The sequence below is a fragment of the Klebsiella sp. ME-303 genome, from assembly GCF_007910085.1.
Lineage (GTDB): Bacteria > Pseudomonadota > Gammaproteobacteria > Enterobacterales > Enterobacteriaceae > Klebsiella > Klebsiella michiganensis.
Map to the genome: position 1 here is coordinate 42383 of NZ_VOJB01000065.1, position 20654 is coordinate 63036.

22 protein-coding genes and 2 pseudogenes are annotated in these 20654 nt (G+C 51.1%); 11 read left to right on the forward strand and 13 right to left on the reverse strand.

The features are described from left to right. Positions 1 to 8: 8 nt before the first annotated feature. Both FQK12_RS08685 and FQK12_RS08690 read right to left on the reverse strand, forming a co-directional pair. Positions 9 to 839 carry an oxidoreductase gene (locus FQK12_RS08685; protein WP_014229107.1) on the reverse strand — a complete coding sequence of 277 codons (831 nt, stop codon included), beginning with the start codon at positions 837 to 839 and terminating at the stop codon, positions 9 to 11. A 194-nt stretch (positions 840 to 1033) separates the two neighbouring features. Further along, positions 1034 to 2059, reverse strand: coding sequence for an AraC family transcriptional regulator (locus FQK12_RS08690; protein ID WP_014229108.1), 1026 nt, complete (start codon positions 2057 to 2059; stop codon positions 1034 to 1036). A gap of 837 nt (positions 2060 to 2896) precedes the next feature. Between FQK12_RS08690 and FQK12_RS08695 the strand changes: the two genes are divergently transcribed. The 4 genes from FQK12_RS08695 to FQK12_RS08710 all read left to right on the forward strand — a co-directional run bounded on the left by FQK12_RS08695 (position 2897) and on the right by FQK12_RS08710 (position 5551). Beyond that, on the forward strand, positions 2897 to 3085 hold the full coding sequence (locus tag FQK12_RS08695; protein WP_071532263.1) for a cold-shock protein: 189 nt from the start codon (positions 2897 to 2899) through the stop codon (positions 3083 to 3085). Positions 3086 to 3454: 369 nt separating this feature from the next. After that, positions 3455 to 4084 carry a winged helix-turn-helix transcriptional regulator gene (locus tag FQK12_RS08700; protein WP_014229110.1) on the forward strand — a complete coding sequence of 210 codons (630 nt, stop codon included), beginning with the start codon at positions 3455 to 3457 and terminating at the stop codon, positions 4082 to 4084. 125 nt (positions 4085 to 4209) lie between these two features. Beyond that, the gene (locus FQK12_RS08705; RefSeq protein ID WP_032720811.1) at positions 4210 to 4791 is read left to right on the forward strand and encodes an outer membrane beta-barrel protein; all 582 of its coding nucleotides are present in this window, start codon (positions 4210 to 4212) and stop codon (positions 4789 to 4791) included. A gap of 196 nt (positions 4792 to 4987) precedes the next feature. After that, the gene (locus FQK12_RS08710) at positions 4988 to 5551 is read left to right on the forward strand and encodes a YagU family protein (protein WP_014229112.1); all 564 of its coding nucleotides are present in this window, start codon (positions 4988 to 4990) and stop codon (positions 5549 to 5551) included. Between the two features lie 54 nt (positions 5552 to 5605). Here the strand turns inward: FQK12_RS08710 and FQK12_RS08715 are convergent, their stop codons facing one another. From FQK12_RS08715 to FQK12_RS08725, 3 genes are all read right to left on the reverse strand, one after another. After that, positions 5606 to 5920, reverse strand: coding sequence for a PTS sugar transporter subunit IIB (locus tag FQK12_RS08715; RefSeq protein ID WP_004850294.1), 315 nt, complete (start codon positions 5918 to 5920; stop codon positions 5606 to 5608). 177 nt (positions 5921 to 6097) lie between these two features. Then, positions 6098 to 6289, reverse strand: a complete 192-nt coding sequence (locus FQK12_RS08720; protein ID WP_004850297.1) for a hypothetical protein — start codon at positions 6287 to 6289, stop codon at positions 6098 to 6100. 156 nt (positions 6290 to 6445) lie between these two features. Further along, on the reverse strand, positions 6446 to 6640 hold the full coding sequence (locus FQK12_RS08725; RefSeq protein WP_014229113.1) for a hypothetical protein: 195 nt from the start codon (positions 6638 to 6640) through the stop codon (positions 6446 to 6448). A 286-nt stretch (positions 6641 to 6926) separates the two neighbouring features. Between FQK12_RS08725 and umuD the strand changes: the two genes are divergently transcribed. Both umuD and umuC read left to right on the forward strand, forming a co-directional pair. Beyond that, positions 6927 to 7349 (forward strand): translesion error-prone DNA polymerase V autoproteolytic subunit, encoded by a 423-nt coding sequence (gene umuD / locus FQK12_RS08730; protein ID WP_004850301.1) that lies wholly within the window; start codon positions 6927 to 6929, stop codon positions 7347 to 7349. Next, a complete protein-coding gene (gene umuC, locus FQK12_RS08735; protein WP_014229114.1) occupies positions 7349 to 8614 on the forward strand; it encodes a translesion error-prone DNA polymerase V subunit UmuC in 1266 nt (421 codons plus the stop codon). Before umuD ends, umuC begins: the two co-directional genes overlap by 1 nt. Before the next feature lie 72 nt (positions 8615 to 8686). On the opposite strand, the gene FQK12_RS08740 is transcribed toward umuC, so the two are convergent. After that, positions 8687 to 9778 (reverse strand): oxidoreductase, encoded by a 1092-nt coding sequence (locus FQK12_RS08740; protein ID WP_171820950.1) that lies wholly within the window; start codon positions 9776 to 9778, stop codon positions 8687 to 8689. Next, entirely contained in the window at positions 9771 to 10514 is a 744-nt protein-coding gene (locus FQK12_RS08745; RefSeq protein WP_014229116.1) for a DeoR/GlpR family DNA-binding transcription regulator, read from the reverse strand. The genes FQK12_RS08740 and FQK12_RS08745 overlap by 8 nt, the downstream gene beginning before the upstream one ends. Positions 10515 to 11130: 616 nt before the next feature. Here FQK12_RS08745 and FQK12_RS08750 point away from each other — a divergent pair. The 4 genes and pseudogenes from FQK12_RS08750 (at position 11131) to dbpA (ending at position 14934) form a co-directional block, all read left to right on the forward strand. Beyond that, complete coding sequence (locus FQK12_RS08750) at positions 11131 to 11751, forward strand: helix-turn-helix transcriptional regulator (protein ID WP_014229117.1); 621 nt, start codon at positions 11131 to 11133, stop codon at positions 11749 to 11751. A gap of 342 nt (positions 11752 to 12093) precedes the next feature. After that, positions 12094 to 13077, forward strand: coding sequence for a zinc transporter ZntB (gene zntB / locus FQK12_RS08755; RefSeq protein ID WP_004850311.1), 984 nt, complete (start codon positions 12094 to 12096; stop codon positions 13075 to 13077). 278 nt (positions 13078 to 13355) lie between these two features. Then, positions 13356 to 13520: pseudogene (locus tag FQK12_RS27870) on the forward strand (hypothetical protein); the annotation flags it as partial. Positions 13521 to 13560: 40 nt separating this feature from the next. Continuing rightward, the gene (dbpA, locus tag FQK12_RS08760) at positions 13561 to 14934 is read left to right on the forward strand and encodes an ATP-dependent RNA helicase DbpA (protein WP_014229118.1); all 1374 of its coding nucleotides are present in this window, start codon (positions 13561 to 13563) and stop codon (positions 14932 to 14934) included. Positions 14935 to 14978: 44 nt separating this feature from the next. On the opposite strand, the gene ttcA is transcribed toward dbpA, so the two are convergent. Beyond that, complete coding sequence (ttcA, locus tag FQK12_RS08765; RefSeq protein WP_004850317.1) at positions 14979 to 15914, reverse strand: tRNA 2-thiocytidine(32) synthetase TtcA; 936 nt, start codon at positions 15912 to 15914, stop codon at positions 14979 to 14981. A gap of 48 nt (positions 15915 to 15962) precedes the next feature. Continuing rightward, positions 15963 to 16183: pseudogene (locus FQK12_RS27985) on the reverse strand (site-specific integrase); the annotation flags it as partial. Between the two features lie 542 nt (positions 16184 to 16725). Here FQK12_RS27985 and FQK12_RS08775 point away from each other — a divergent pair. Continuing rightward, complete coding sequence (locus FQK12_RS08775; RefSeq protein ID WP_014229119.1) at positions 16726 to 17664, forward strand: omptin family outer membrane protease; 939 nt, start codon at positions 16726 to 16728, stop codon at positions 17662 to 17664. A 403-nt stretch (positions 17665 to 18067) separates the two neighbouring features. On the opposite strand, the gene FQK12_RS08780 is transcribed toward FQK12_RS08775, so the two are convergent. The 4 genes from FQK12_RS08780 to ompC all read right to left on the reverse strand — a co-directional run bounded on the left by FQK12_RS08780 (position 18068) and on the right by ompC (position 20536). Continuing rightward, positions 18068 to 18358: a Bor family protein gene (locus tag FQK12_RS08780; protein WP_014229121.1), complete on the reverse strand. Its 291-nt coding sequence runs from the start codon at positions 18356 to 18358 to the stop codon at positions 18068 to 18070. Positions 18359 to 18546: 188 nt separating this feature from the next. Next, the gene (gene uspF / locus FQK12_RS08785) at positions 18547 to 18981 is read right to left on the reverse strand and encodes a universal stress protein UspF (RefSeq protein WP_004101601.1); all 435 of its coding nucleotides are present in this window, start codon (positions 18979 to 18981) and stop codon (positions 18547 to 18549) included. Positions 18982 to 19063: 82 nt separating this feature from the next. After that, positions 19064 to 19276, reverse strand: coding sequence for a KTSC domain-containing protein (locus tag FQK12_RS08790; protein ID WP_004850325.1), 213 nt, complete (start codon positions 19274 to 19276; stop codon positions 19064 to 19066). A gap of 153 nt (positions 19277 to 19429) precedes the next feature. Then, entirely contained in the window at positions 19430 to 20536 is a 1107-nt protein-coding gene (gene ompC, locus FQK12_RS08795; protein ID WP_014229122.1) for a porin OmpC, read from the reverse strand. Between the last annotated feature and the right edge of the window lie 118 nt (positions 20537 to 20654).

The window sequence follows — 20654 nt, forward strand, 5'->3', positions numbered from 1 at the left end:
TCCGCTTGTTAGCGTGTCTGACTGAGAATAATACGGTCGAATAGACGGTCGCCCAGCCAGACGCGCAGACAGATAAGCATTTTTGCAAACTTACCTGCGGCATAGCGCGTACGTGGGTTCTTACTGTTAATGGCGCTTGAAACGACATCCGCGATAACCTTCGGATCGCTGCCTGTCCCGTGCCCGTAAGTTTTTTTGATCGACGCGGCCACCATTTTCACCAGTTGGCCATAGGGGCCACTGTGTGAACGTTTGACGATGCTTTCGCTGGCAGCATCACCGAAGCCTGTCTCTATCACCCCCGGCTCGACGATCGTGACCTTAATCCCAAATCCGGCGACCTCCAGGCGCAGGCAGTCTGACCATCCTTCGAGCGCGTGTTTTGTGGCGTGGTACCAGGCACCAAGGATGCTGTACATCTTCCCTCCCATCGAGGAGATGTTGACAATATGCCCGCTACGTCTGGCCCGCATTGCAGGGAGCAGTAGCTGCGTCAGCCGTGCGGCACCAAAGAGGTTAACCTCAAATTGATAGCGTGCTTCATCAATACCGATCTCTTCTACGGGTCCATACAGGCCAAAGCCTGCATTATTGATCAGGACATCCACTCCCCCGGTTTGCGACAGAATGGCGTTTACACAGGAGACAATCTCCTCATCCCTGGCTATATCCATCCGTAACGGCTGTGCGCCAAGTTCGGCCAGATCGGCCATTTTATCGATGCTACGGGCGGCAACATATACCTGGTAACCATCCTGAATCAGGCGACGGGCAATAGCTTTACCCATCCCTGACGATGCGCCGGTGACCAGCGCGGTTTTCTTTTCCGGAGCGAACATAAGGACCTCGTTTCATGGACTGGCTACAGTTTGCCTGCAGACAGACTCTTTTCATCTGGCCTTATGCGCCAGTACGCTTGCTAACGGCGCCATTCGCTTCAGATCAGAAAGGAAGCCGCCTTCTGTGGAAACGACAGGAGGTAACGCGATTCTTATGGCAAGTCGGTGCTTAACAACCGCGTCATCTCGTTTGTTTAACCTGAGGAGCTCTTTCCATTAAGACGCATGCTCCCTCTGACGGTTTCCGGCGTCTGTCCGGTCCAGGCCATAAATGCGCGATAGAAGGAGTTTGGATCTTCAAAGCCAAGCAGGAATGCAATCTCATAGCCGGAGAGATGGGTATGACTCAGATAGTGCCGCGCCAGGTTCTCCCGGCAAAGATTGACCAATGTACGAAAATTTCCTCCCTCACTTTCAAGTCTGCGCTGAAGCGTACGTTTGCTCATACCGAGACGCTCCGCCGTTTTCTCAATGGTGGCTTCGTTACCGGGAAGAAGCTCAAGAAGTACCGCCTGTACGCGTTCAGTTGTTGAGGCCATTTCATCTAACGTGCTGAGACGGCGGCGCAGCTCTGGTTCAAATATTTGCCACATTCCTTCGTTCACCGTTAAAAACGGGCGGAGGGCATCAGCGGCGGAAAAGCTGATGGCCGGTTTTTCTCCATACGCTACGGCGGTACCGAAAAAGCGGGTAAGGTGGCCGTCCTGTATTCTGGCGGGAAGCTGAGGGAGCGTGACTTTCACTGCTGTGACCGGTTCGCGAGTGGCAAGTTTTAGCAGCCGCAGTAAGAAAGCAAGTTCTGCTATCTGCAGGGACGGAGGAATGTTTGTCGCTGACAGCCAGCACGGTGAAACGGTAAGGATGCCGCTGTGTTCTACGACTATTTCCAGAACCATTGGGGCAATGAGTTGCTTATATCTGGCCAGTCGCTGAACCGCCTGCATCATGTTGGTGCTGCATAGTGCGGCGAAAAGCGGGGGATCAAAGACTTCAGCAGAGACCCTTTCTACCAGTGGTAAGGGAAAAGCAGGATCGTTTGTTTCTACCTCAAGGGCGCGCCAGAAACGAATATACTCCTCGATATTAAGGCCGCGCTCTGTCCTCGAAAACGTGTCGTCGGGCAATCCTGCTTTGCGCAGTAGATGTTGAGGCTCTAAACCCGCATCTTTTAGCAGCGCCTTCCAGCCGATATTGAGAGAGAAAGTCCGGTTATGTGCCATTGTCAGGTTTCCGCAGGATGAGTGTTGTCAGGGAGCGAATCTTTTCCCGGAGAAGAGCATAACGTTTCAATCCTGGCGGTAACATTCATAAAGCGCCACAATTGTGGCAAATCACGCCAAATGAGAGGCGGCTGTACACCTTCCCGGAGTCATCGGATCATCCCTGGGCGGCCTCTCCAGCCTGGGCCCTGGATTCATTCGCGTTACCAGCTCGCCAGCTGGCGAAATCGTGGCGTGAAAATAAAGCTTGCTATCAATCGCCATCTGTGTGATCAATAGCAAGTTGATTTACTACACAGATGCGGTAATAAACGGTTTAGCGAAGCAGTTCTCATCTCAAGCGTTATCCACAGATAATCCTTCTTTAGACTCTCCTTATCGTGATTAATTAAGCTCTGTGACGCGAATAATGTTAAAGTTTTTTGAACCTGCGACAACGATGACGGTCTAAACCCGAGTAGACAGGCTCAGAAGCTGGCGCAAACGGTGATAATGAAGGAAAGTCCTTGTATCTCCCGTTTAGCGTGAAAAGTGCATAAGAGATAGCGTTATCCCAAAGCACACGATTATTTTATTGAAATCTACCGAACATTACGTGCCCTCGGGCAAACTAAGAAATTAACAACATTAAAAAATCGCTGGTGCAGTAATAGAGTTCAGTCTGAAGTGCGCTTCAGATGTTTCTATAAGAAGTAATGACAATGATGTCATTGTTATTCTCAACCATTCAGAGCAGCATTTTTACGCTGTGACAGAAAAGCCGGGAAGGCGTTTTCTGTGAAATATGGCTAAATGTCCCTGCGGTAGAGAATGTTGTAGCAAAAAGAGGCTAACATCATGATTGACCACATTCATTTCAGATGCCCATGCTGTCATGGGTCACAGTACAGAACATCCACCTACGATGTTTCTGAAAAAAATCCGTTTGGCGCGAAATGCATTTTTTGTAAATCCGCAATGATTACATTTGATAACATCGCACCGCATATTTCCAGAAACTCGGCATCGCTGGCGTTACGGAAGTAAGAAAAGGCCCCGAAAAGGGCCTTTGATATCTGAAAATACCCTAAATAATTCGAGTTGCTTAAAGGCGGCCAGGGCGTGAGCTTCAAGAAGCATAGATAACGCCTTATCCAGGCGGCCCGTAAGGGCGAGACTCATGGATGAACCGAGTAACAAAGCCAACACATAAGCCGCTTGAAGTATGACGGGTATAGTAAGCATTATTACCATTTTGATCGGGCTGCCTGCGGGCAGCTTTTTAGTTTGTTTAAATTTAAATCACGCCGTACTTTTCTTCTCTTTGCCGATGTGCGTCAATGCGCAGCTACGCAATTCTTACGGAAATCTTGTTGCGTTCTATAATTCTTAAACCAGAACTAATCAGGTATTTCTATGCATATCCTACCGCCCGTCCGTCCGGAAGAGAGTATCCAGCGCTTAACGGCGCTCCTGACGCCAATTGCTGAAAAAATGGTCGTTGTGCCGCGGAAACGCATGACCTGGACGCATAAAAATCAACCGCAGTTGTTCCTTTTCCTTGACGGCGAGCTCTCCATACTCCGGGCCTCGGACGGTCTGTTGATTGTCACGGTTTACCACCCACACCTGTTTGGTATTGCCGAGATGATCCAGCCGGTACGCGGCCATCAGCTGCGTGCGGAAACCGAATCGACAATACTGCGCGTTGATGCGCAAAAAGCGATGGAAGCCTTTCGCCAGCGCGGCGTTTGGGAAGACGTCGCCTCACTGTTGTCGTACCACACGGCTTATCTTTTCTATCGCGACGCGCTCGTCGTACAGCAGCGAACCTACGCCGTTATCCGCAATCATTTGCAGGAAATGGGCCAGCTACCCGAAGAGACCCGGATGCGGGTCTCTATCCTGGATTATATCCAGGAACGTACGCACTTATCTCGCAGCAGTGTATTAAACGTGTTGTCGGCGTTAAAAAGTGGTAATTATATTGCTTTTAAACGGGGAGGGTATTTGACGGGGGTGAATAAATTACCCGAGCGTTTTTAGCGCTGGCAGTTTGTCCAAAATTAAATAATAAAACGATTATCAGCGCGACGCTAATATTCTATTGTAGGCCCACTTAACTTTTGACGAGGACATTTATTCGACAACGGGTCGACAATGGGATGATTATGAAGAAGACGCTTATTACGTTAATTATTGCTCATACTTTTACGGCGACTGCCGCTTTTGCTGCTGCGGAGACTGGAACCTGGTACGCGGGGTCTAAATTTGGCTGGTCGCACTACGGCGACTCCAGCACCGATCGGCAAGTCGATGTTGACCGCGATAACGTCGGCGGCGGTGTGTTTACCGGCTATCAGATTAACCCCTGGCTGGCGGTTGAAGGTGGATATGACTATTTAGGGAATATGGGCATCAATGGTCGCCATGGCGCAGCCGGTTCGCAAATGAAAAGTCAGGGGCTACAGCTTTCGTTGAAGGCCAGCTACAGCCTGACCAGCGACTGGGATCTGTACGGCCGGGCCGGCCTGATGGGCTACCGTGCGGAATCCGATGTGAATGGAAAAAATCGATTTGATACGGGCGTGCGTCCGGTGCTGGCTTTCGGTACCGAATATGCCTTTAATGACAGATGGTCGGGGCGCCTGGAGTACCAGTGGGTCAACAATGTGGGTAACGAAAACCAAATTGGCGTGAGCAGCGATGTGAGCTCCGTGATGGCCGGCATTAGTTACCGCTTTGGGCAATAAACGCATCGTACGGGAAGAGTCTCCTTTGAATAAAAGGGGCTCTTTATCTGCTAATGGTATACCTATGGTCATAATTACAGTATAGAACTGGTAGCCACAGGACCCGATAAAGTGTGATCGTGATCAACATTGATAATCGCCAATGCCTTTAAATATGATACAGGGAAAATAAATGTAATATATTAATGGTGATTTTATGGCAATTAAGGATTTTTTTAAACAGACCACACCTGGACGCCGTCGTTATGGCGTAGCGTTATTTGTCGGGGTAGTGGCAGGGATTATGTCGGCATTTGTTAAATGGGGCGCTGAAGTTCCTTTACCGCCGCGTACTTTCTCCGGTGGCAGAGATGAATTTAACCCACCTTATCTTTTCTTACGCGACTATCTGGGCATTGACCCGACGCATACGGTTTATACTTTTTCCGAACACATCATCAATCCGGTGATGGTTACGCATATTATATTCTCATTGGTATTTGCCGTTGGCTATTGTGTCGTCGCGGAGGTCTTTCCGAAAGTTAAATTATGGCAGGGGGTATGGGCCGGGATTGTCGCAACTATCGCCGTACACTGGATTTCCTTTCCGTTACTGGGCCTGACCCCCTCTTTATTGAATATTCCTGCCGATGAATATATTTCGGAACTGGTGGGGCATATTTTTTGGTTCTGGGCCATTGAGATGATTCGTCGCGATCTTCGCAACCGCATCACCCACGAACCGGACGCTGAAGTGCCTCTTGACGCGCCGTTCAGATAATTAATCCCCACAGAGCCCGCGATCTCGCGGGTTGTGTGGGGCGGGACGTAGAGATCAGGACAGAGATGAAGGCATTGTATTCAGCGCGAAGTTGAGGATCTTCTCGCCATCAAATGAGGCATAGGGCAAGCTTTCAATCACGGCAATTTCTTGTGGTAAATGCAGTGCGCTAATAAATTGTTCAACCTTATACTGGATATGCGGCGCAACCAGTACGCCATCATAGGCAGGCGCGACGCTAAAGAAATTTTCAACCCCAACGGCGCTGATTAATAAATCTAATTGCCGATCGTCAGCAATTTTTTGCATTTTGCGGGCAATAATCCCTGCCGTTTCGCCAAACAGACAGCATATTAATAGTTTTTTCACGATTTAACCCTCGGTGAGATAGCGAAGCTACACTATTCCTCCTTTACTCACGAAAATGCGCGATGTATCAATATTTGAGGTTAATTTCTGCGGATATTTTTATTATGACGGAGAGCATCACAGATGCGAAAAACGTATGCCTCTGTGATGCTGTGAATGGCAGGGATGACTCTCAGGCTACCTTTTTTTACGTGAAATCAGGAAGCGATCGCCGGCTCGCGTGAGCTTCGTTCCATTTGTACAGTACTCGATAGCAAAGTTAAAAAATTCATCAGAGTCGAGCTCGAAATCCAGTTCGAGTTTAATGGCGTCGCCGGACTGCAGAAGCTGCTTTGCCTGTTCCAGATTGCTGGCTTTTACTGTTCCCATCTCTTCACCTCGTTTTAGCGCTGGTGGCGTCCGGGGGCTATCCTACAGGCTTTGTTTTACGATCGCGTGACACGGCTTATTATTTGCGCTTTCTGCCGTTCGCCAGCCGTTGCCATCGCTATGGATAAGCCGATAGCGATGGTCCGGGGTTCAATCTCAGTCGACGTTATTGAAGTAGTCCCGCGCCGCCGCCTCAACGTTCTTTGCCTCAATGCCCGTTTTCTCGGTGATGGAGGCAATAAACGGCTTGAACTTCTCCGTCATCACATGACCTCCGTCCCAATGAGCGACATAAAAACGGCACTGATAACGATAAAAGTGGAGAGTTTTGTCTCCTAACGTGTAATACATATGAATCTCCGGTTCAGTATGTCGGGTGGACAACAACAAGCGATGAGCAAAGCACGCATCAACGGATTCTATCCTCCTCCCAATTCGCGGAAATTTCCAGCATGCCGTACAAAACCATCTGGAATACGTAGGGAGAGGCATTCTCCAGCCCCGTGCTATGCAACGCCTTACGCAAAATTCAGCGCAACTTCAACGGCTTCACGCCAATCTCCGACAGGCGACTTGAAAAACTCAGATGAACTATCGATACTGTATAAAAACACAGTATTATAACGGTGAGTCTATTATGTTGTTCTATAAACCGGTTGAGTTGCGTCAGATCGTGTCGATTCCGCTGTTTAGCGACCTTGTCCCATGCGGTTTTCCCAGCCCTGCGCAGGATTATATTGAGAAGGGAATCGATCTCAATGAGCTTTGTATCAGCCATCCCGCGGCAACCTATTTTGTCATGGCGACAGGCACCTCAATGGTGGATGCCGGTATTTATGAAGGTACGCTGCTGGTGGTGGATCGCGGCCTGAAAGCGAAGCATGGGGATATCATCATTGCCTCAGTCGACGGTGAATACACGGTTAAGCGTCTTTGTACGCACCCCATCATGCAGCTCTTGCCGATGAACCCGGATTTTCCGCCAATTGTGCTGCGCAACGACGGTGAAGCGCTGGAGATTTTTGGCGTCGTCACTTTCAGCATCAACAGGCTCCGCTGATGTTTGCCCTGGTCGATGTGAATTCATTTTACGCCAGCTGTGAAATAGCCTTTCGCCCTGACTTACGCGGGCGTCCGGTGGTGGTGTTAAGCAATAACGATGGCTGCGTCATCGCCAGAAACCATGAGGCGAAACTGCTGGAAATTCCAATGGGCGCGCCGTATTTCAAAGTGAAATCACAGTTTGAACGTCATCAGGTAGCGGTGTTTAGCAGCAACTATGCCCTTTATGGCGATATGTCCCATCGCGTCATGACGATTCTCGAAGAACTGGCGCCCGCGGTGTATCAATATTCCATTGATGAAGCGTTCGTAAATTTGACCGGGATCCATCGTTCTGAGGAGCTTGAGGCGTTTGGTCGCCACGTGCGTAGTACATTACTCCAGAGTACCGGCTTGACGGTAGGGGTGGGGATCGGGCCGACGAAAACCCTGGCCAAGCTGGCGAATTATGCGGCCAAAAGGTGGCCAAAATTCGAGGGCGTTGTCGATCTCTCATTGCCGGCCAGGCAGAGAAAACTGCTGGAGAAGGTTGCCGTCGGTGAAATCTGGGGAGTGGGGCGACGGATTGCGAAAAAGCTCAATGACATGGGGATTACGACGGCTCTTCAGCTGGCCGAGACGCCCGCTTCGCTGATCAGAAAACATTTCAGCGTTGTAATGGAGCGCACCGTGCGGGAGCTGAGAGGCGAGTCGTGCCTTGAACTGGAAGAGTATATGCCGACTAAACAGCAAATTATCTGCTCGCGTTCCTTTAGTCAGAAGGTGATTGAATACGGGGCGATGCGCGAAGCCGTCTGCAGCCATGCGGTCCGCGCCGCCGAGAAGCTGCGCGCGGAGCACCAGTACTGCCGCTATGTTTCGGTCTTTGTGAAGACCAGTCCGTTCGCCGGTCATGAAGTCTATTACAGCAAAGACGCCGGCACGAAAATCCACATCCCGACGCAGGATAGCCGGGATATCGTCGCTGCGGCGCTAAAATGCCTGGATACTATCTGGCGGGAGGGATGCCGATATCAAAAGTGCGGCGTGATGCTGGGCGATTTCTTTAGCCAGGGGGTGGCGCAGTTAGGCCTGTTTGACGACTATCAGCCGCGAGCGAATAGCGAACAGCTGATGACGGTGCTTGATTTAGTTAACCGACGTGAAAAAGGCCAGCTCTGGTTTGCCGGGCAGGGAATCGAGCGCAGCTGGGAGATGAAACGGCATATGCTGTCGCCAGCCTACACCACCCGATTCAGCGATTTGCTGCGGGTGAAACTGTAGGCTGGTATGAAAGGGAGTGGTTATCCGGAGCGGCGCTCCGGACGACAAACCGTCAAACATATCGCGCAGCGCTTATTGCAGGCCCGCCAGTTCATCGGCGGTCAGCGCTAAAGTTTGCGTTGTTCCGCTTTCGGCAGACTGCGCTGCGGCTTCCAGTACCGCCATGACGGCGAGCGCTTCTAAGGGCGATACCGGGTTGCTGATTTTGCCGGTCAGCGCATCGCGGACGTGAATATAGTACTGCCGCTGATCGCCTCGTGGCGCGCTGATTTCACTGGCGCGCAGGTTGGCATCAAACACCACCAGGCTATCGTCGTCTTCGCCCCAGCTTTCGCTGCCCGGGACCACGCCCGCCAGCAGCTGGCTCTCCTGCTGGTCAGCGCGTTGTTTGACGACGCTACCTTTATCACCATGGACGGTAAAGCGGGATACGCCGCCCGCGACCAGCATGCTGCAGTGCAGAACCACTTTGTGCTGCGGATAGTTCAGCACCACGTGCGCCCAGTCGTTGATTTCCGCGCCTTCACGCAGGGTGGCGATATTGCCCTGCACCGACTGCGGCAGGCCGAACAGCTGCAGCGTCTGGTCGATCAGATGTGGACCTAAATCAAACCACAGGCCGCTGCCCGGTACGTTCTGCTCCCGCCAGCGGACGCGCACTTCCGGGCGGAATCGGTCGAAATGGGATTCAAAATGTTTAACTTTGCCGATGAGCCCCTGTTCGATAACCTGCTTCACGCCCAGATAATCGCTGTCCCAGCGGCGGTTATGGAATACCGACAGTACCCGCTGTTTCTCTTCCGCGAGGGCAATCAGTTCGCGAGCCTCCTGCATATCGAGGGTAAAGGGTTTGTCGACGACGACGTGCTTGCCGGCGTGTAAAGCCAGACGGGCAAGCGGAGCATGGGTTGCGTTAGGAGAGGCGATAACCACCAGATCGACATCCGGATGCTGGATGGCCTCTTCAGGCGATGCGATGACGGTGACTTCTGGCAGGTCACGTTTCACTTTCTCTTCATCACGCGAGGCGACAATCGCCAGATTCAGGCCGTCGACGGACTGGATCAGCGGGGCGTGAAAAGTTTTGCCGACGAAGCCGTAGCCAATCAGGGCAATATTAATGTTCTTACCGGTAGTCATAAGCATCTCCGCGTTATTAAGCATCAGCGATATGGAGCTGTATTGAGTCGTTATCCTTCAGTTCGTCCCAGGGGCGATCGAGGAAGAGCTGATGGATGTCGGCGAGTCCGGCAACCAGCCAGGGCTCGCAGTGATTCAGTTTCATATGATCGGCAACCAGCCAATGTTCCGCGCTGGCCGCCAGCATGGCGCGCTTGACTTCAGCATCCGCCTCCTGACTGGCGCTGAGGCCGAGGTCGGCGTGGAGCGCGCAGGTGCCGAGAACAGCGATATCCGCCCGATAGCGTTCCAGCAGCGAAACCGTAGCGCTACCGGCAAACAGGCGCTGCTGCATATCCCATTTCCCCCCCAGCAAAATAAGCTGAATATCCGCACGGGTGCTGAAGTGCTGGGCAATATCTAAAGAGGGGGTGATGACCGTCATTGGACCCTGTATCTGGGTGGCGACGGCCAGCACGGTGCTCCCGGCGTCAAGAAACAGCGTGGATCCGCCGGGGATCTTCTCCGCCACCATTTTACCTAAGCGCTTCTTGGTATCCGGTAGCAGGGTGTTCCTGTTCTGCCGATTCATGGCGGAGAGATTGAGCGCGATAGCGCCACCGTGGTTTTTCTGGGCGAGCCCCTGTTTTTCGAGGTCGCTAAGATCCCGGCGCAGCGTATCTGCAGAAACCTGCAGTCTGTCTACCAGCTCACTGATCGTGATCTGGCCTTTTTCACTAAGTATATCAATGAGATATTTTTGCCTGGCCGTTTTATGCATCGTTTGAACCCGCAAAATGCTGCAATAACTTGCATAATACAGCATTTTGCGGAAAAAGAAATCTTCACAACGCGCGGCGCGGGGATGAGTTAACGAAGACTTTTATACGGGATGGCTCGATCAAGGGCTGAAATCACCGTTTGAATCCACGTGACGTCGAGGCGATAAGTCGGGATTGCAGAAAAAGACAAGAGATGAATAGTCTAAAATGATACCGAGAAATAACTTGAGTTAATGAGTGTGTTTATATCAAAATTCACTATCAGCAGCGATAGCGCTGGTTTTTGCTAGCGCTTCGTCGTGAGCTGGACTTGCTGGCGACGGTCCGGTTGGCAGAAATATAATTCATATGGATGGCATGACGTTTTCTCACTATTTCCGTTTGGGTTGAATGCTGAAAATATTAATCCCGGATGGGGCACCTCGAAGTTAATCGGTGAGTGGAATGCCCGTCACGCCAGATAGCTATTTTACTTAAAGTTCGTTGAGTGCCCGTTCTCAGGTCAAAAAATAATGTTTATGTATATCGTGTTTTTTAAAACGACGATAGCTGTACTGTGCGTATCGTTAGCTATCTGGATAATACTTGATTTACTTTCGTCAGCAGGCTAAATCGATGTTGAATATTGTTATTAAAAATAATAATCAGTTCTTTAATTTGGGATTTCATTTTTTATTGCAGGCGCTCTTCCCGGAATACTCATTCTCTACACAGGTCACCGCATCGCTTAACGAACGGCTCGTGCGTGATGCAGATGTCGTCGTACTGGATTTATGCCGCGGGGAAGAGTTCGTATGTCATCCAGAGTTGTTAAACCGTAAACCGGGATTGCTGATCGGCGTGGTTGCCAGGCTAAATCATCGAGGGAAAGGCGTTTTGCCGCTCTGCTTGAAGGAGATAGTTTTTGTTGGGCGCGATGAGAAGCTCTCTCAGGTTATTGCGAAAATTAAACTTTCATGGGTTCTGACGCCTCCGTCAGCAAAAGAAAAGCTGGCGCTCCGGTGCGATAGTTGCCCGCAGAGAACGCTTTCCCCGCAGCAGAGAATCATCGCGGCGGCAATTTATCAGGGGTTAACGGTGAACACGATTGCCAGAAAGCTATCGCTTTGCAATAAAACGGTTTTTGCCCACAAGCGTCTTATTATGTCTAAATTTGATCTACGCAATGATTTAGACCTCGTACTATTGCTGCGTCATCTGGATAACGCACGCTGGGTTGCGAAAGATAATTCTTAAACTTGCAAACCGGCAAGATCGCTCTATTCTTATTTTGCTTACTAAAATGGAGGAAAAAGCAATGTGTACTAATTTGCATGACAACGCTCGTCAATACGCAGAAGAGAAAAAATGAACGGCTCCTGCTAGCCTGCCTTCCCGTCAGCCCAGCGTCTGGCGGCAGGTGATAATGCAGGCTAGACACCGTATTGCAAAGTTCATCAGCAACCCGCCGCCGGCGGGTTCTTTTTTTCAGCCCTCCCGCTTTTCGCCAGTGAATTCAGCAGCATGCCCTGATTAGCTCTTGCGTAACCGTCGCGTAAGGCTAGACTACGGAAATGTGCATGAGTTAACGGAGGTCCAGTGGACGCCATTAAGGGATCGGAACTGAACGTGCCGGATGCCGTTTTTGCATGGGTGTTCGACGGGCAGGGCGGCGTAAAGCCGTTGGTCGATAGTGACACCATTGATAAAGAGCATCCTTGTTGGCTGCATCTCAACTATACCCATGTGGATAGCGCGGAATGGCTGGCATCGACGCCGCTGCTGCCCAATAACGTGCGTGACGCGCTGGCCGGGGAGAGCACTCGTCCGCGAGTGACGAGGATTGGCGATGGGGCGTTAATCACGCTGCGCTGCATCAATGGCAGTACCGATGAGCGCCCGGACCAGCTGGTCGCGATGCGTCTTTATATGGATGAGCGCTTGATTGTCTCCACCCGGCAGCGCAAAGTCCTGGCACTCGACGATGTACTCGGCGATTTGCGCGAGGGTAACGGTCCGGTTGACGGCGGCGGCTGGCTGGTGGAGGTCTGCGATGCGCTGACCGATCACGCCAGCGAGTTTATCGAGCAGCTTCACGACCGGATTATCGATCTGGAAGATGATTTATTGGATCAGCAGGTTCCGCCGCGCGGTTTCCTGGCGCTGTTGCGTAAACAGCTTATCGTCATGCGCCGCTATATGGCGCCGCAGCGCGATGTGTATGCCAGATTAGCCAGCGAGCGTCTGCCGTGGATGACGGACGATCACCGGCGCCGGATGCAGGACATTGCCGAACGTCTGGGGCGAGGTCTGGATGAGATTGATAGCTGCATCGCCCGCACGGCGATTATGAGCGATGAGATCGCGCAGATTATGCAGGAGTCGCTATCGCGAAGAACCTATACGATGTCGTTGATGGCCATGGTTTTTCTGCCCAGTACCTTTTTAACCGGTCTCTTTGGCGTCAACCTCGGCGGCATTCCCGGCAACAGCTGGCATATGGGTTTTGCCATTTTCTGCCTAATGTTAGTCGTTCTCATTGGGGGTGTTACATGGTGGTTGCATCGTAGTAAATGGCTGTAAAGAATCGTCTTTTGTCGCGATGATGATGGTGAAAACCCGGCAATGTTTGAGCGAAATCAATAAACCATCTACCCATTCAGGGCAATATCTCTCTCGCAGGTGAATGCAACGTCAAGCGATGGGCGTTGCGCTCCATATTGTCTTACTTCCTTTTTTGAATTACTGCATAGCACAATTGATTCGTACGACGCCGACTTTAATGAGTCGGCTTTTTTTTTGCGCTCTGTTTCTCAGCTTCTACGCTTAACGGGTGTACCCGCCCACAACCGGGAGTCAATATGCGTAATGAACAGCTGAACTCAATTCCCATTCCGCCGGAACCTAACGATCCGGTACCGGTCCACGATCCCAAACCTCGCCCGCGCCCGTTACCCGATCCGCCGCCTGACGATGAGCCGATTAAATTGTCGCATCGGGAGCGGAGATCTGCGACGATACGCGCCAGCAGATTGTCCGCCCCTAAATGTAATGCGAGAAATAATTGTGACCGCTTTTTCAACTCTGAATGTTTTGCCCGCCGCCCAGCTAACTAACCTGAATGAACTGGGGTATCTTTCGATGACCCCGGTTCAGGCCGCGGCTTTGCCGGCGATTCTTGCGGGTAAAGATGTCCGCGTGCAGGCAAAAACCGGCAGCGGTAAAACGGCGGCATTCGGTCTCGGGCTACTTCAGCACGTTGACGCCTCGCTGTTCCAGACGCAGTCGCTGGTGCTGTGTCCGACCCGCGAGCTGGCGGATCAGGTCGCCGGCGAGCTGCGTCGGCTGGCGCGCTTCATGGCGAATATCAAAATTTTAACCCTCTGCGGCGGCCAGCCCTTTGGCGCCCAGCGCGATTCGCTACAGCATGCGCCGCATATTATTGTCGCTACGCCGGGGCGGTTGCTCGATCACCTGCAAAAGGGCACCGTATCGTTAGATGCCCTACAAACGCTGGTGATGGACGAAGCGGACCGCATGCTGGATATGGGCTTTAGCGATGCCATTGATGAAGTGATCCGCTTTGCGCCGGCTTCGCGCCAGACGCTGCTGTTTTCCGCCACCTGGCCGGAAGCGATAGCGGCAATCAGCGGCCGCGTACAAAACAACCCGCAGACTATTGAAATTGACGCCGTTGATGCACTGCCGGCTATCGAGCAGCAGTTTTTTGAAACCTCGCAACACGGCAAAATCGCGCTGCTGCAAAAGCTGTTGAGCCAGCATCAGCCCGCCTCCTGCGTGGTGTTCTGCAACACCAAAAAGGATTGTCAGGCCGTCTGCGACTCGCTAAACGCCGCCGGGCAAAGCGCGCTATCGCTGCATGGCGACCTTGAACAGCGCGATCGCGACCAGACGCTGGTACGCTTTGCTAACGGGAGCGCGCGCGTGCTGGTGGCGACCGATGTTGCTGCGCGCGGGTTAGATATCAAGTCGCTTGAGCTGGTGGTGAACTATGAACTGGCCTGGGATCCGGAGGTTCACGTACACCGTATTGGTCGTACCGCCCGCGCCGGTGAAAGCGGCCTGGCGATTAGCCTCTGTGCGCCGGAAGAGGCGCAGCGCGCAAATATCCTTGCCGAAATGCTGCAAATGAAGCTCAACTGGATGAGTGGGCCGACGAATAGCAGCGTTGTGCCACTGCAGGCAGAGATGGCCACGCTATGCATTGATGGCGGCAAAAAAGCGAAGATGCGCGCGGGCGATGTGCTGGGGGCGTTGACCGGTGATATCGGTCTTGAGGGTGCAGATATCGGTAAGATCGCCGTTCATCCGGCGCATGTCTACGTTGCCGTGCGTCAGGGCGTCGCGCATAAAGCGTTTAAGCAGCTACAAAACGGGAAAATTAAAGGTAAAGCCTGCCGGGTTCGTTTGCTGAAATAAGCGCGGAAAAGGCGTCTCAGGCGCGTACCTGAGACGCAAAGACGTTATTTTACTTCCACAACGTTCAGGCGCAGCTCATCCAGCTGCGCGTCATCTTCTTCCGGCTGCCAGCCGGCCGGCTGCATCGGAATCTCTTCACGATCGAACGCCAGATCGCCGCCGTCAACGACCGCAGAGCCGTGCTGAATGCCTTTAAAGTCGAACAGGTTGACGTCGCTGAGATGGGAAGGCACCACGTTCTGCATCGCGCTAAACATCGTTTCGATGCGCCCTGGATAGCGTTTGTCCCAGTCACGAAGCATGTCGGCAATGACCTGGCGCTGGAGGTTGGGCTGCGAGCCGCACAGGTTGCACGGGATAATCGGAAAACCTTTCGCCTGGGAGAAACGCTCAATATCTTTTTCCCGGCAGTAGGCCAGCGGGCGAATCACGATATGTTTACCGTCATCGCTCATCAGCTTCGGCGGCATCCCTTTCATCTTCCCGCCGTAGAACATATTCAGAAACAGAGTCTGCAGGATGTCGTCGCGGTGGTGGCCGAGGGCGATTTTGGTCGCGCCCAGCTCAGAAGCGGTGCGGTAAAGAATGCCGCGGCGCAGACGTGAGCAGAGCGAGCAGGTGGTTTTACCTTCCGGAATTTTTTCTTTAACAATACCGTAGGTATTTTCTTCAACAATCTTGTATTCAACGCCCAGCTGCTCAAGATATTCCGGCAGGATATGCTCGGGGAAGCCCGGCTGTTTTTGATCGAGGTTGACCGCCACCAGGGAGAAGGAAATTGGCGCGCTTTTCTGCAAGTTGCGCAAAATCTCCAGCATGGTGTAGCTGTCTTTACCGCCGGAGAGGCAAACCATGATTCGGTCGCCTTCTTCAATCATATTAAAATCAGCGATCGCCTCGCCGACGTTACGGCGCAGGCGCTTCTGCAATTTGTCGATATTGTATTTTTCTTTCTTTGTAACTTGCTGATTATCAAGCATTATAAACGTTCTCTGAAACGAAAAGGCATGTAAGGGGCAAAGTTAACATCACGGTGCAAGCCTGGCGTCAGGCATTGATAGCCGATCGCCGTTCATTTCATCCATCCCTGTACTGTCGACTTTGAACACCATTTATTGCGTTTTCATGCCCCATCTGGTTAACAATGGTTAGCACCGGCTTACAGCAGCCAGCAGGCAAAAGTATGTCGCGTATGGTACGGATTCCGACGACGAATGCCAGCGCGTTTTACGGCGGCTTTCCATCTGCTAACGATAGTGCGGCGAAGTTTTGGCCTCAATCCCCCTTCCGGGCAGAAAAAAACGTCGTTTATAGGCACGCCAGCGTCACATATCCGGTGATGGACGGTATCTGGTAAAAGGGTGCGAGAATTTATTGTTCGCGATAATCAAAAAGCGTTGGCAAGGTACCTCGGTTTTTTTAAAGCAGGGGCCTTGTTCCTGCTTTTGCCATAATCCGCCAGGATCGCGATATAATTATTTGCATCCTGATAATTACACAGCGAAGGTATTTGGCGCAGGTGAATAACAGCGGTAAAGTTTGAGTAAAAATAACCTGCTACAGACTGATTCCCTACAACGCCAGAGCAGTTGGGTTTTTTCCTGATAATAATCTGAATATGTGCCTACTCAATGGGGTTTTTCCTTGCAAAACGAAGCGCTTATCCAATCCACATTCGAATTTCTCGGATTATGAATAAGGCAATTACAAAAATTGACAGTTGCCTGATATTTTTATGAGATTTAAACTTTCACTGCAACTTATGGATTAACTTTGATTATGGGAATAAAAATGAAAAAAAGTACCGTTGCAGTAATGATGATAGCGATTTTTTCAGGATCAGCTTATGCCGAGTCAATGCAGCTAAGTCCAAACTTTTCTGCGGAAAGTTTTACTGTATCGACGTCTGCAGGGATGCTGAGTGGGAAATCACAGGAGAGAGTTTATGACGCGGATACGGGGCGAAAGGTCAGTCAACTTGACTGGAAAATAAAGAATGTCGCCATTGTGAAAGGTGATATCTCATGGGATGCCTACTCCTTTTTGACGCTGACCGCCCGAGGCTGGACGTCGTTGGCTTCAGGCTCAGGACATATGGATGACTATGACTGGATGAACGATAACCAGTCCGGTTGGACAGATCATTCATCTCATCCCAGCACCAATGTCAATTATGCCAATGAATACGATCTCAGCGTGCAGGGCTGGCTTTTCCAGGACGACAATTATAAAGCGGGCGTAATTGCGGGTTATCAGGAAACGCGTTTCAGCTGGACGGCTACCGGAGGTTCTTACAATTATGATAACGGTGCGACGACTGGCAATTTTCCGACCGGTGAGCGTGGGATAGGATACAGCCAGAGATTCTCCATGCCCTATATCGGTCTCGCGGGTCAATATCGTATCAATGACTTTGAGTTTAATGCCTTGTTTAAATTCAGTGATTGGGTCAGAGCTCATGATAACGACGAACACTATATGCGTGAACTGACCTTTCGCGAGAAATCAACTAATTCGCGTTATTATGGTACATCGGTTGATGCCGGGTATTACGTCACGCCTCATGCCAAAGTTTTTGCTGAATTCACCTATAGCAAATATGAAGAGGGCAAGGGAGGCACTCAGATTATTGACACCTATAGCGGTGAATCAGCTTCAATTGGAGGAGATGCTGCCGGCATTGCGAATAAAAACTATACCATCACAGCCGGTCTTCAATATCGATTCTAAATCATTACCGCCCGTGGATATAGCCAGCAAAACTCGCTAATCCCGGAGCGCGCTTAATCAGTATGGAGTGTCTCCCGCTCTGGGGGCACGCCATTATCCACGGACATATCACCCGAATGCTTCAGAGGATGGATTGTGGCAAGCGCAAAGGGATCGCCCAGGAATTGCTAAAAACCGGAGGTAAACGCAAGGCGCTTATCCTCGTGTGCCGGCATTTCATTTATCTCTTCGTATGCTCTACCTGTGGCGCAAAATCCGCCACGAACAAAGATACGATTCACGAATGCATCAGGTAACCTTCAGGTAGGGGCGCGAAAAGATGAGTTTGTCCGGGCGAAGAGAAGGCGATTGAACCGAAAGGGAAATGGGCAGGCAATGAAATGATGATGCCTGCCGCCGGCAATTATTTAGCGCAATAGACGCGCGCTTCACGCGGAGTATAAATACCCAGGGTGACAAAACCCAGCAGGCCGTTGACAAAAGTCTGCTGCACTTCAGTACGGACTACTTTGTCGGCGCCGCCGCAGACTTTGGCAGCATCAATTTGCTTCGACTGGCCAATGCCGCTGACAAAGAAGTGGTGAGTGGTGACCTGCTGAGGTTGAACGGTGACGCCAGGATTTACCGAGAAGCTCTGCTGGGCGCAACCAGAAATAGCGGCTGCGGCGAAAACTACCATAATTAACTTTTTCATTTCATCCCTATAATTGTTGTAAAACATACCCATGTTCGGGCAAAGGTTTTATACAGCAAAATGAAAAAGACACAACGTACTAATTTTAATAGTACCAGGTAAATTATTCCCCTATCTGCGATGCTGCGGGTACGGCCCAGTGCTCAGATTGCGGAAAAAAAGCCCGCACAGCGGCGGGCAGAGTAGGTTTACCGCACGACCAGCACCGAACATTCCGCATGGCGGACAACGGCGGCGGCGTTAGAGCCCAGCAGATAGGTGGTGATATCGGGACGGTGCGAAGAGATAATCACCAGATCCGCGGGGAGAGACTTCGCCATAGCAAGGATTTTATCTTTTGGCGAGCCTTCCGAAACGTGTAAATGGACACGGTCTTCCGGAATAGTAAACTTTTTCACAATCTCTTTCAGCCGCGATTCCGATTCGGCTTTGAGGTCATCCATCGCCGGCAGCTCTGCGGTGTAAGCCATTCCCAGCGAAGCGTAATAGGGAAGGGAGGGAATGACGGTCAGGAAATGCACCTCGGCATCATCGATTCTGGCTTCAGCTTCAACATGCTTGATAACGCGATCGGTTAATTCTGTATCGGAAATATCGATGGGCACAAGAATCATTCTGTTCATAAAACCTCCTGTTTAAGTAACCACTTAAAGTGTAGGCCATCCAGTTGATTATTGTACATTGAGCGCAATCACACTTTCGCCATCAGGCACGGCGGCGTTCAGTAAATTTTCCTTTGATCACGCCGTCGTAAAAACGGCCTTTAGAAACCACCTGGAGAAAGTCGCGGAAAATGCGCGGCGGGACGCCGAGATACTGTAGGGTTTTGTTATCGCGAAAACGAATTTCAAGAATACCGGAGGACTCATCGTAGGCGATGGAATGGATACGGGATGATTTCACGGGATGATGGTGCATGGCGGGCGTCCTCTACGGCTACGGCGGTTCCTGGTAGCAATATAACATTCATCGGTCGATTATTTTAAAGCAATTGATATATTGTTTTGCTTTGAATGCAGTCGATGGCCGGGAGGGGAAGTGAAAGCCCGCCGTTGCCAGCGGGCCCGCAGATTAGAACTGGTAAACCAGGCCTAAAGCAACCACGTCATCGGTAGAGATGCCGTTGTTGGAATAGAAGCTATCGTCTTCGTCCAGCAGGTTGATTTTGTAATCAATGTAGGTGGACATATTACGGTTGAAGTAATAAGTCGCACCAATGTCAGCATATTTAACCAGATCTTTGTCGCCATCGGTTTTGCTCAAATCTTTACCTTTAGACATCAGGAAAGAGACCGCCGGACGCAGACCAAAGTCGAACTGATACTGCGCAGTCACTTCAAAGTTCTGGGTTTTATTGGCGACGCCGTTGCCGTTACCGTATGGCGTCATGTTGCGGGTTTCGGAATACATGGTTGCCAGGTAAATATTGTTGGCATCATATTTCAGGCCGGTAGTCCAGGCTTCCGCTTTATCGCCCTGTGCGGTAGTTTGGGTCATCTGATCGTTGGTACGGTCAGAAGAGGTGTAGGCGGCGGCAGCGCTGATACCCATACCGAAATCATAAGAAGTTGACAGACCAAAACCGTCGCCGTTGGCGTTACGTACGCTGCGATCGCCGTTGTTGGTGCCTTCGCCGCTGCCGGCGTTTTCATTTTTACCCTGATACTGCAGGGCGAAGTTCAGGCCGTTAACCAGACCGAAGAAGTCATTGTTACGGTAGGTCGCTACGCCGTTAGCGCGGCCGGTCATAAAGTTATCGGCCTGGGTGTAGGAGTCGCCGCCGAACTCTGGCAGCATATCGGTCCAGCCTTCTACGTCGTACAGTACGCCGTAGTTACGGCCATAGTCGAATGAACCGTAGTTAGCGAATTTCAGACCCGCAAACGCCAGACGGGTCCAGGACTGGTTGTCGGCGCCTTCGGTGTTGTTCGCCTGAACGTTATATTCCCACTGACCGTAGCCGGTCAGCTGATCGTTAATCTGAGTTTCGCCTTTGAAGCCAAGACGGACGTAGGATTGATCGCCATCTTTAGAGGAATCATCGGAGAAATAATGCAGACCATCTACCTTGCCATAGAGGTCCAGTTTATTTCCGTCTTTATTATAAATCTCAGCAGAGTGAGCAGCGCCAGCAGCTAACAATGCCGGGATAACGAGGGCCAGTACTTTTCTTTTCATTTAGACAATCCTTTAACGGTTTTTGTTTTAGCTTCCTCCTGGGAAGTGAACTCATGCTAAATGAGCAAATTAAGATATGGTAAATATCAATTGTTACGATATGAGTAAAATCTAAAAT

What these genes read in the sequence shown, in the direction of transcription:
- uspF (WP_004101601.1), bottom strand. Translation starts at nt 18,981, where the DNA reads ATGAACAGAATGATTCTTGTGCCCATCGATATTTCCGATACAGAATTA.
- FQK12_RS08695 (WP_071532263.1), top strand. Translation starts at nt 2,897, where the DNA reads ATGATTGACCACATTCATTTCAGATGCCCATGCTGTCATGGGTCACAG.
- FQK12_RS08740 (WP_171820950.1), bottom strand. Translation starts at nt 9,778, where the DNA reads ATGCTTAATAACGCGGAGATGCTTATGACTACCGGTAAGAACATTAAT.
- FQK12_RS08705 (WP_032720811.1), top strand. Translation starts at nt 4,210, where the DNA reads ATGAAGAAGACGCTTATTACGTTAATTATTGCTCATACTTTTACGGCG.
- FQK12_RS08690 (WP_014229108.1), bottom strand. Translation starts at nt 2,059, where the DNA reads ATGGCACATAACCGGACTTTCTCTCTCAATATCGGCTGGAAGGCGCTG.
- FQK12_RS08685 (WP_014229107.1), bottom strand. Translation starts at nt 839, where the DNA reads ATGTTCGCTCCGGAAAAGAAAACCGCGCTGGTCACCGGCGCATCGTCA.
- FQK12_RS08750 (WP_014229117.1), top strand. Translation starts at nt 11,131, where the DNA reads ATGTTGAATATTGTTATTAAAAATAATAATCAGTTCTTTAATTTGGGA.
- umuD (WP_004850301.1), top strand. Translation starts at nt 6,927, where the DNA reads ATGTTGTTCTATAAACCGGTTGAGTTGCGTCAGATCGTGTCGATTCCG.
- FQK12_RS08720 (WP_004850297.1), bottom strand. Translation starts at nt 6,289, where the DNA reads ATGGGAACAGTAAAAGCCAGCAATCTGGAACAGGCAAAGCAGCTTCTG.
- FQK12_RS08725 (WP_014229113.1), bottom strand. Translation starts at nt 6,640, where the DNA reads ATGTATTACACGTTAGGAGACAAAACTCTCCACTTTTATCGTTATCAG.
- ompC (WP_014229122.1), bottom strand. Translation starts at nt 20,536, where the DNA reads ATGAAAAGAAAAGTACTGGCCCTCGTTATCCCGGCATTGTTAGCTGCT.
- FQK12_RS08710 (WP_014229112.1), top strand. Translation starts at nt 4,988, where the DNA reads ATGGCAATTAAGGATTTTTTTAAACAGACCACACCTGGACGCCGTCGT.
- FQK12_RS08745 (WP_014229116.1), bottom strand. Translation starts at nt 10,514, where the DNA reads ATGCATAAAACGGCCAGGCAAAAATATCTCATTGATATACTTAGTGAA.
- ttcA (WP_004850317.1), bottom strand. Translation starts at nt 15,914, where the DNA reads ATGCTTGATAATCAGCAAGTTACAAAGAAAGAAAAATACAATATCGAC.
- FQK12_RS08775 (WP_014229119.1), top strand. Translation starts at nt 16,726, where the DNA reads ATGAAAAAAAGTACCGTTGCAGTAATGATGATAGCGATTTTTTCAGGA.
- FQK12_RS08700 (WP_014229110.1), top strand. Translation starts at nt 3,455, where the DNA reads ATGCATATCCTACCGCCCGTCCGTCCGGAAGAGAGTATCCAGCGCTTA.
- FQK12_RS08790 (WP_004850325.1), bottom strand. Translation starts at nt 19,276, where the DNA reads ATGCACCATCATCCCGTGAAATCATCCCGTATCCATTCCATCGCCTAC.
- umuC (WP_014229114.1), top strand. Translation starts at nt 7,349, where the DNA reads ATGTTTGCCCTGGTCGATGTGAATTCATTTTACGCCAGCTGTGAAATA.
- FQK12_RS08780 (WP_014229121.1), bottom strand. Translation starts at nt 18,358, where the DNA reads ATGAAAAAGTTAATTATGGTAGTTTTCGCCGCAGCCGCTATTTCTGGT.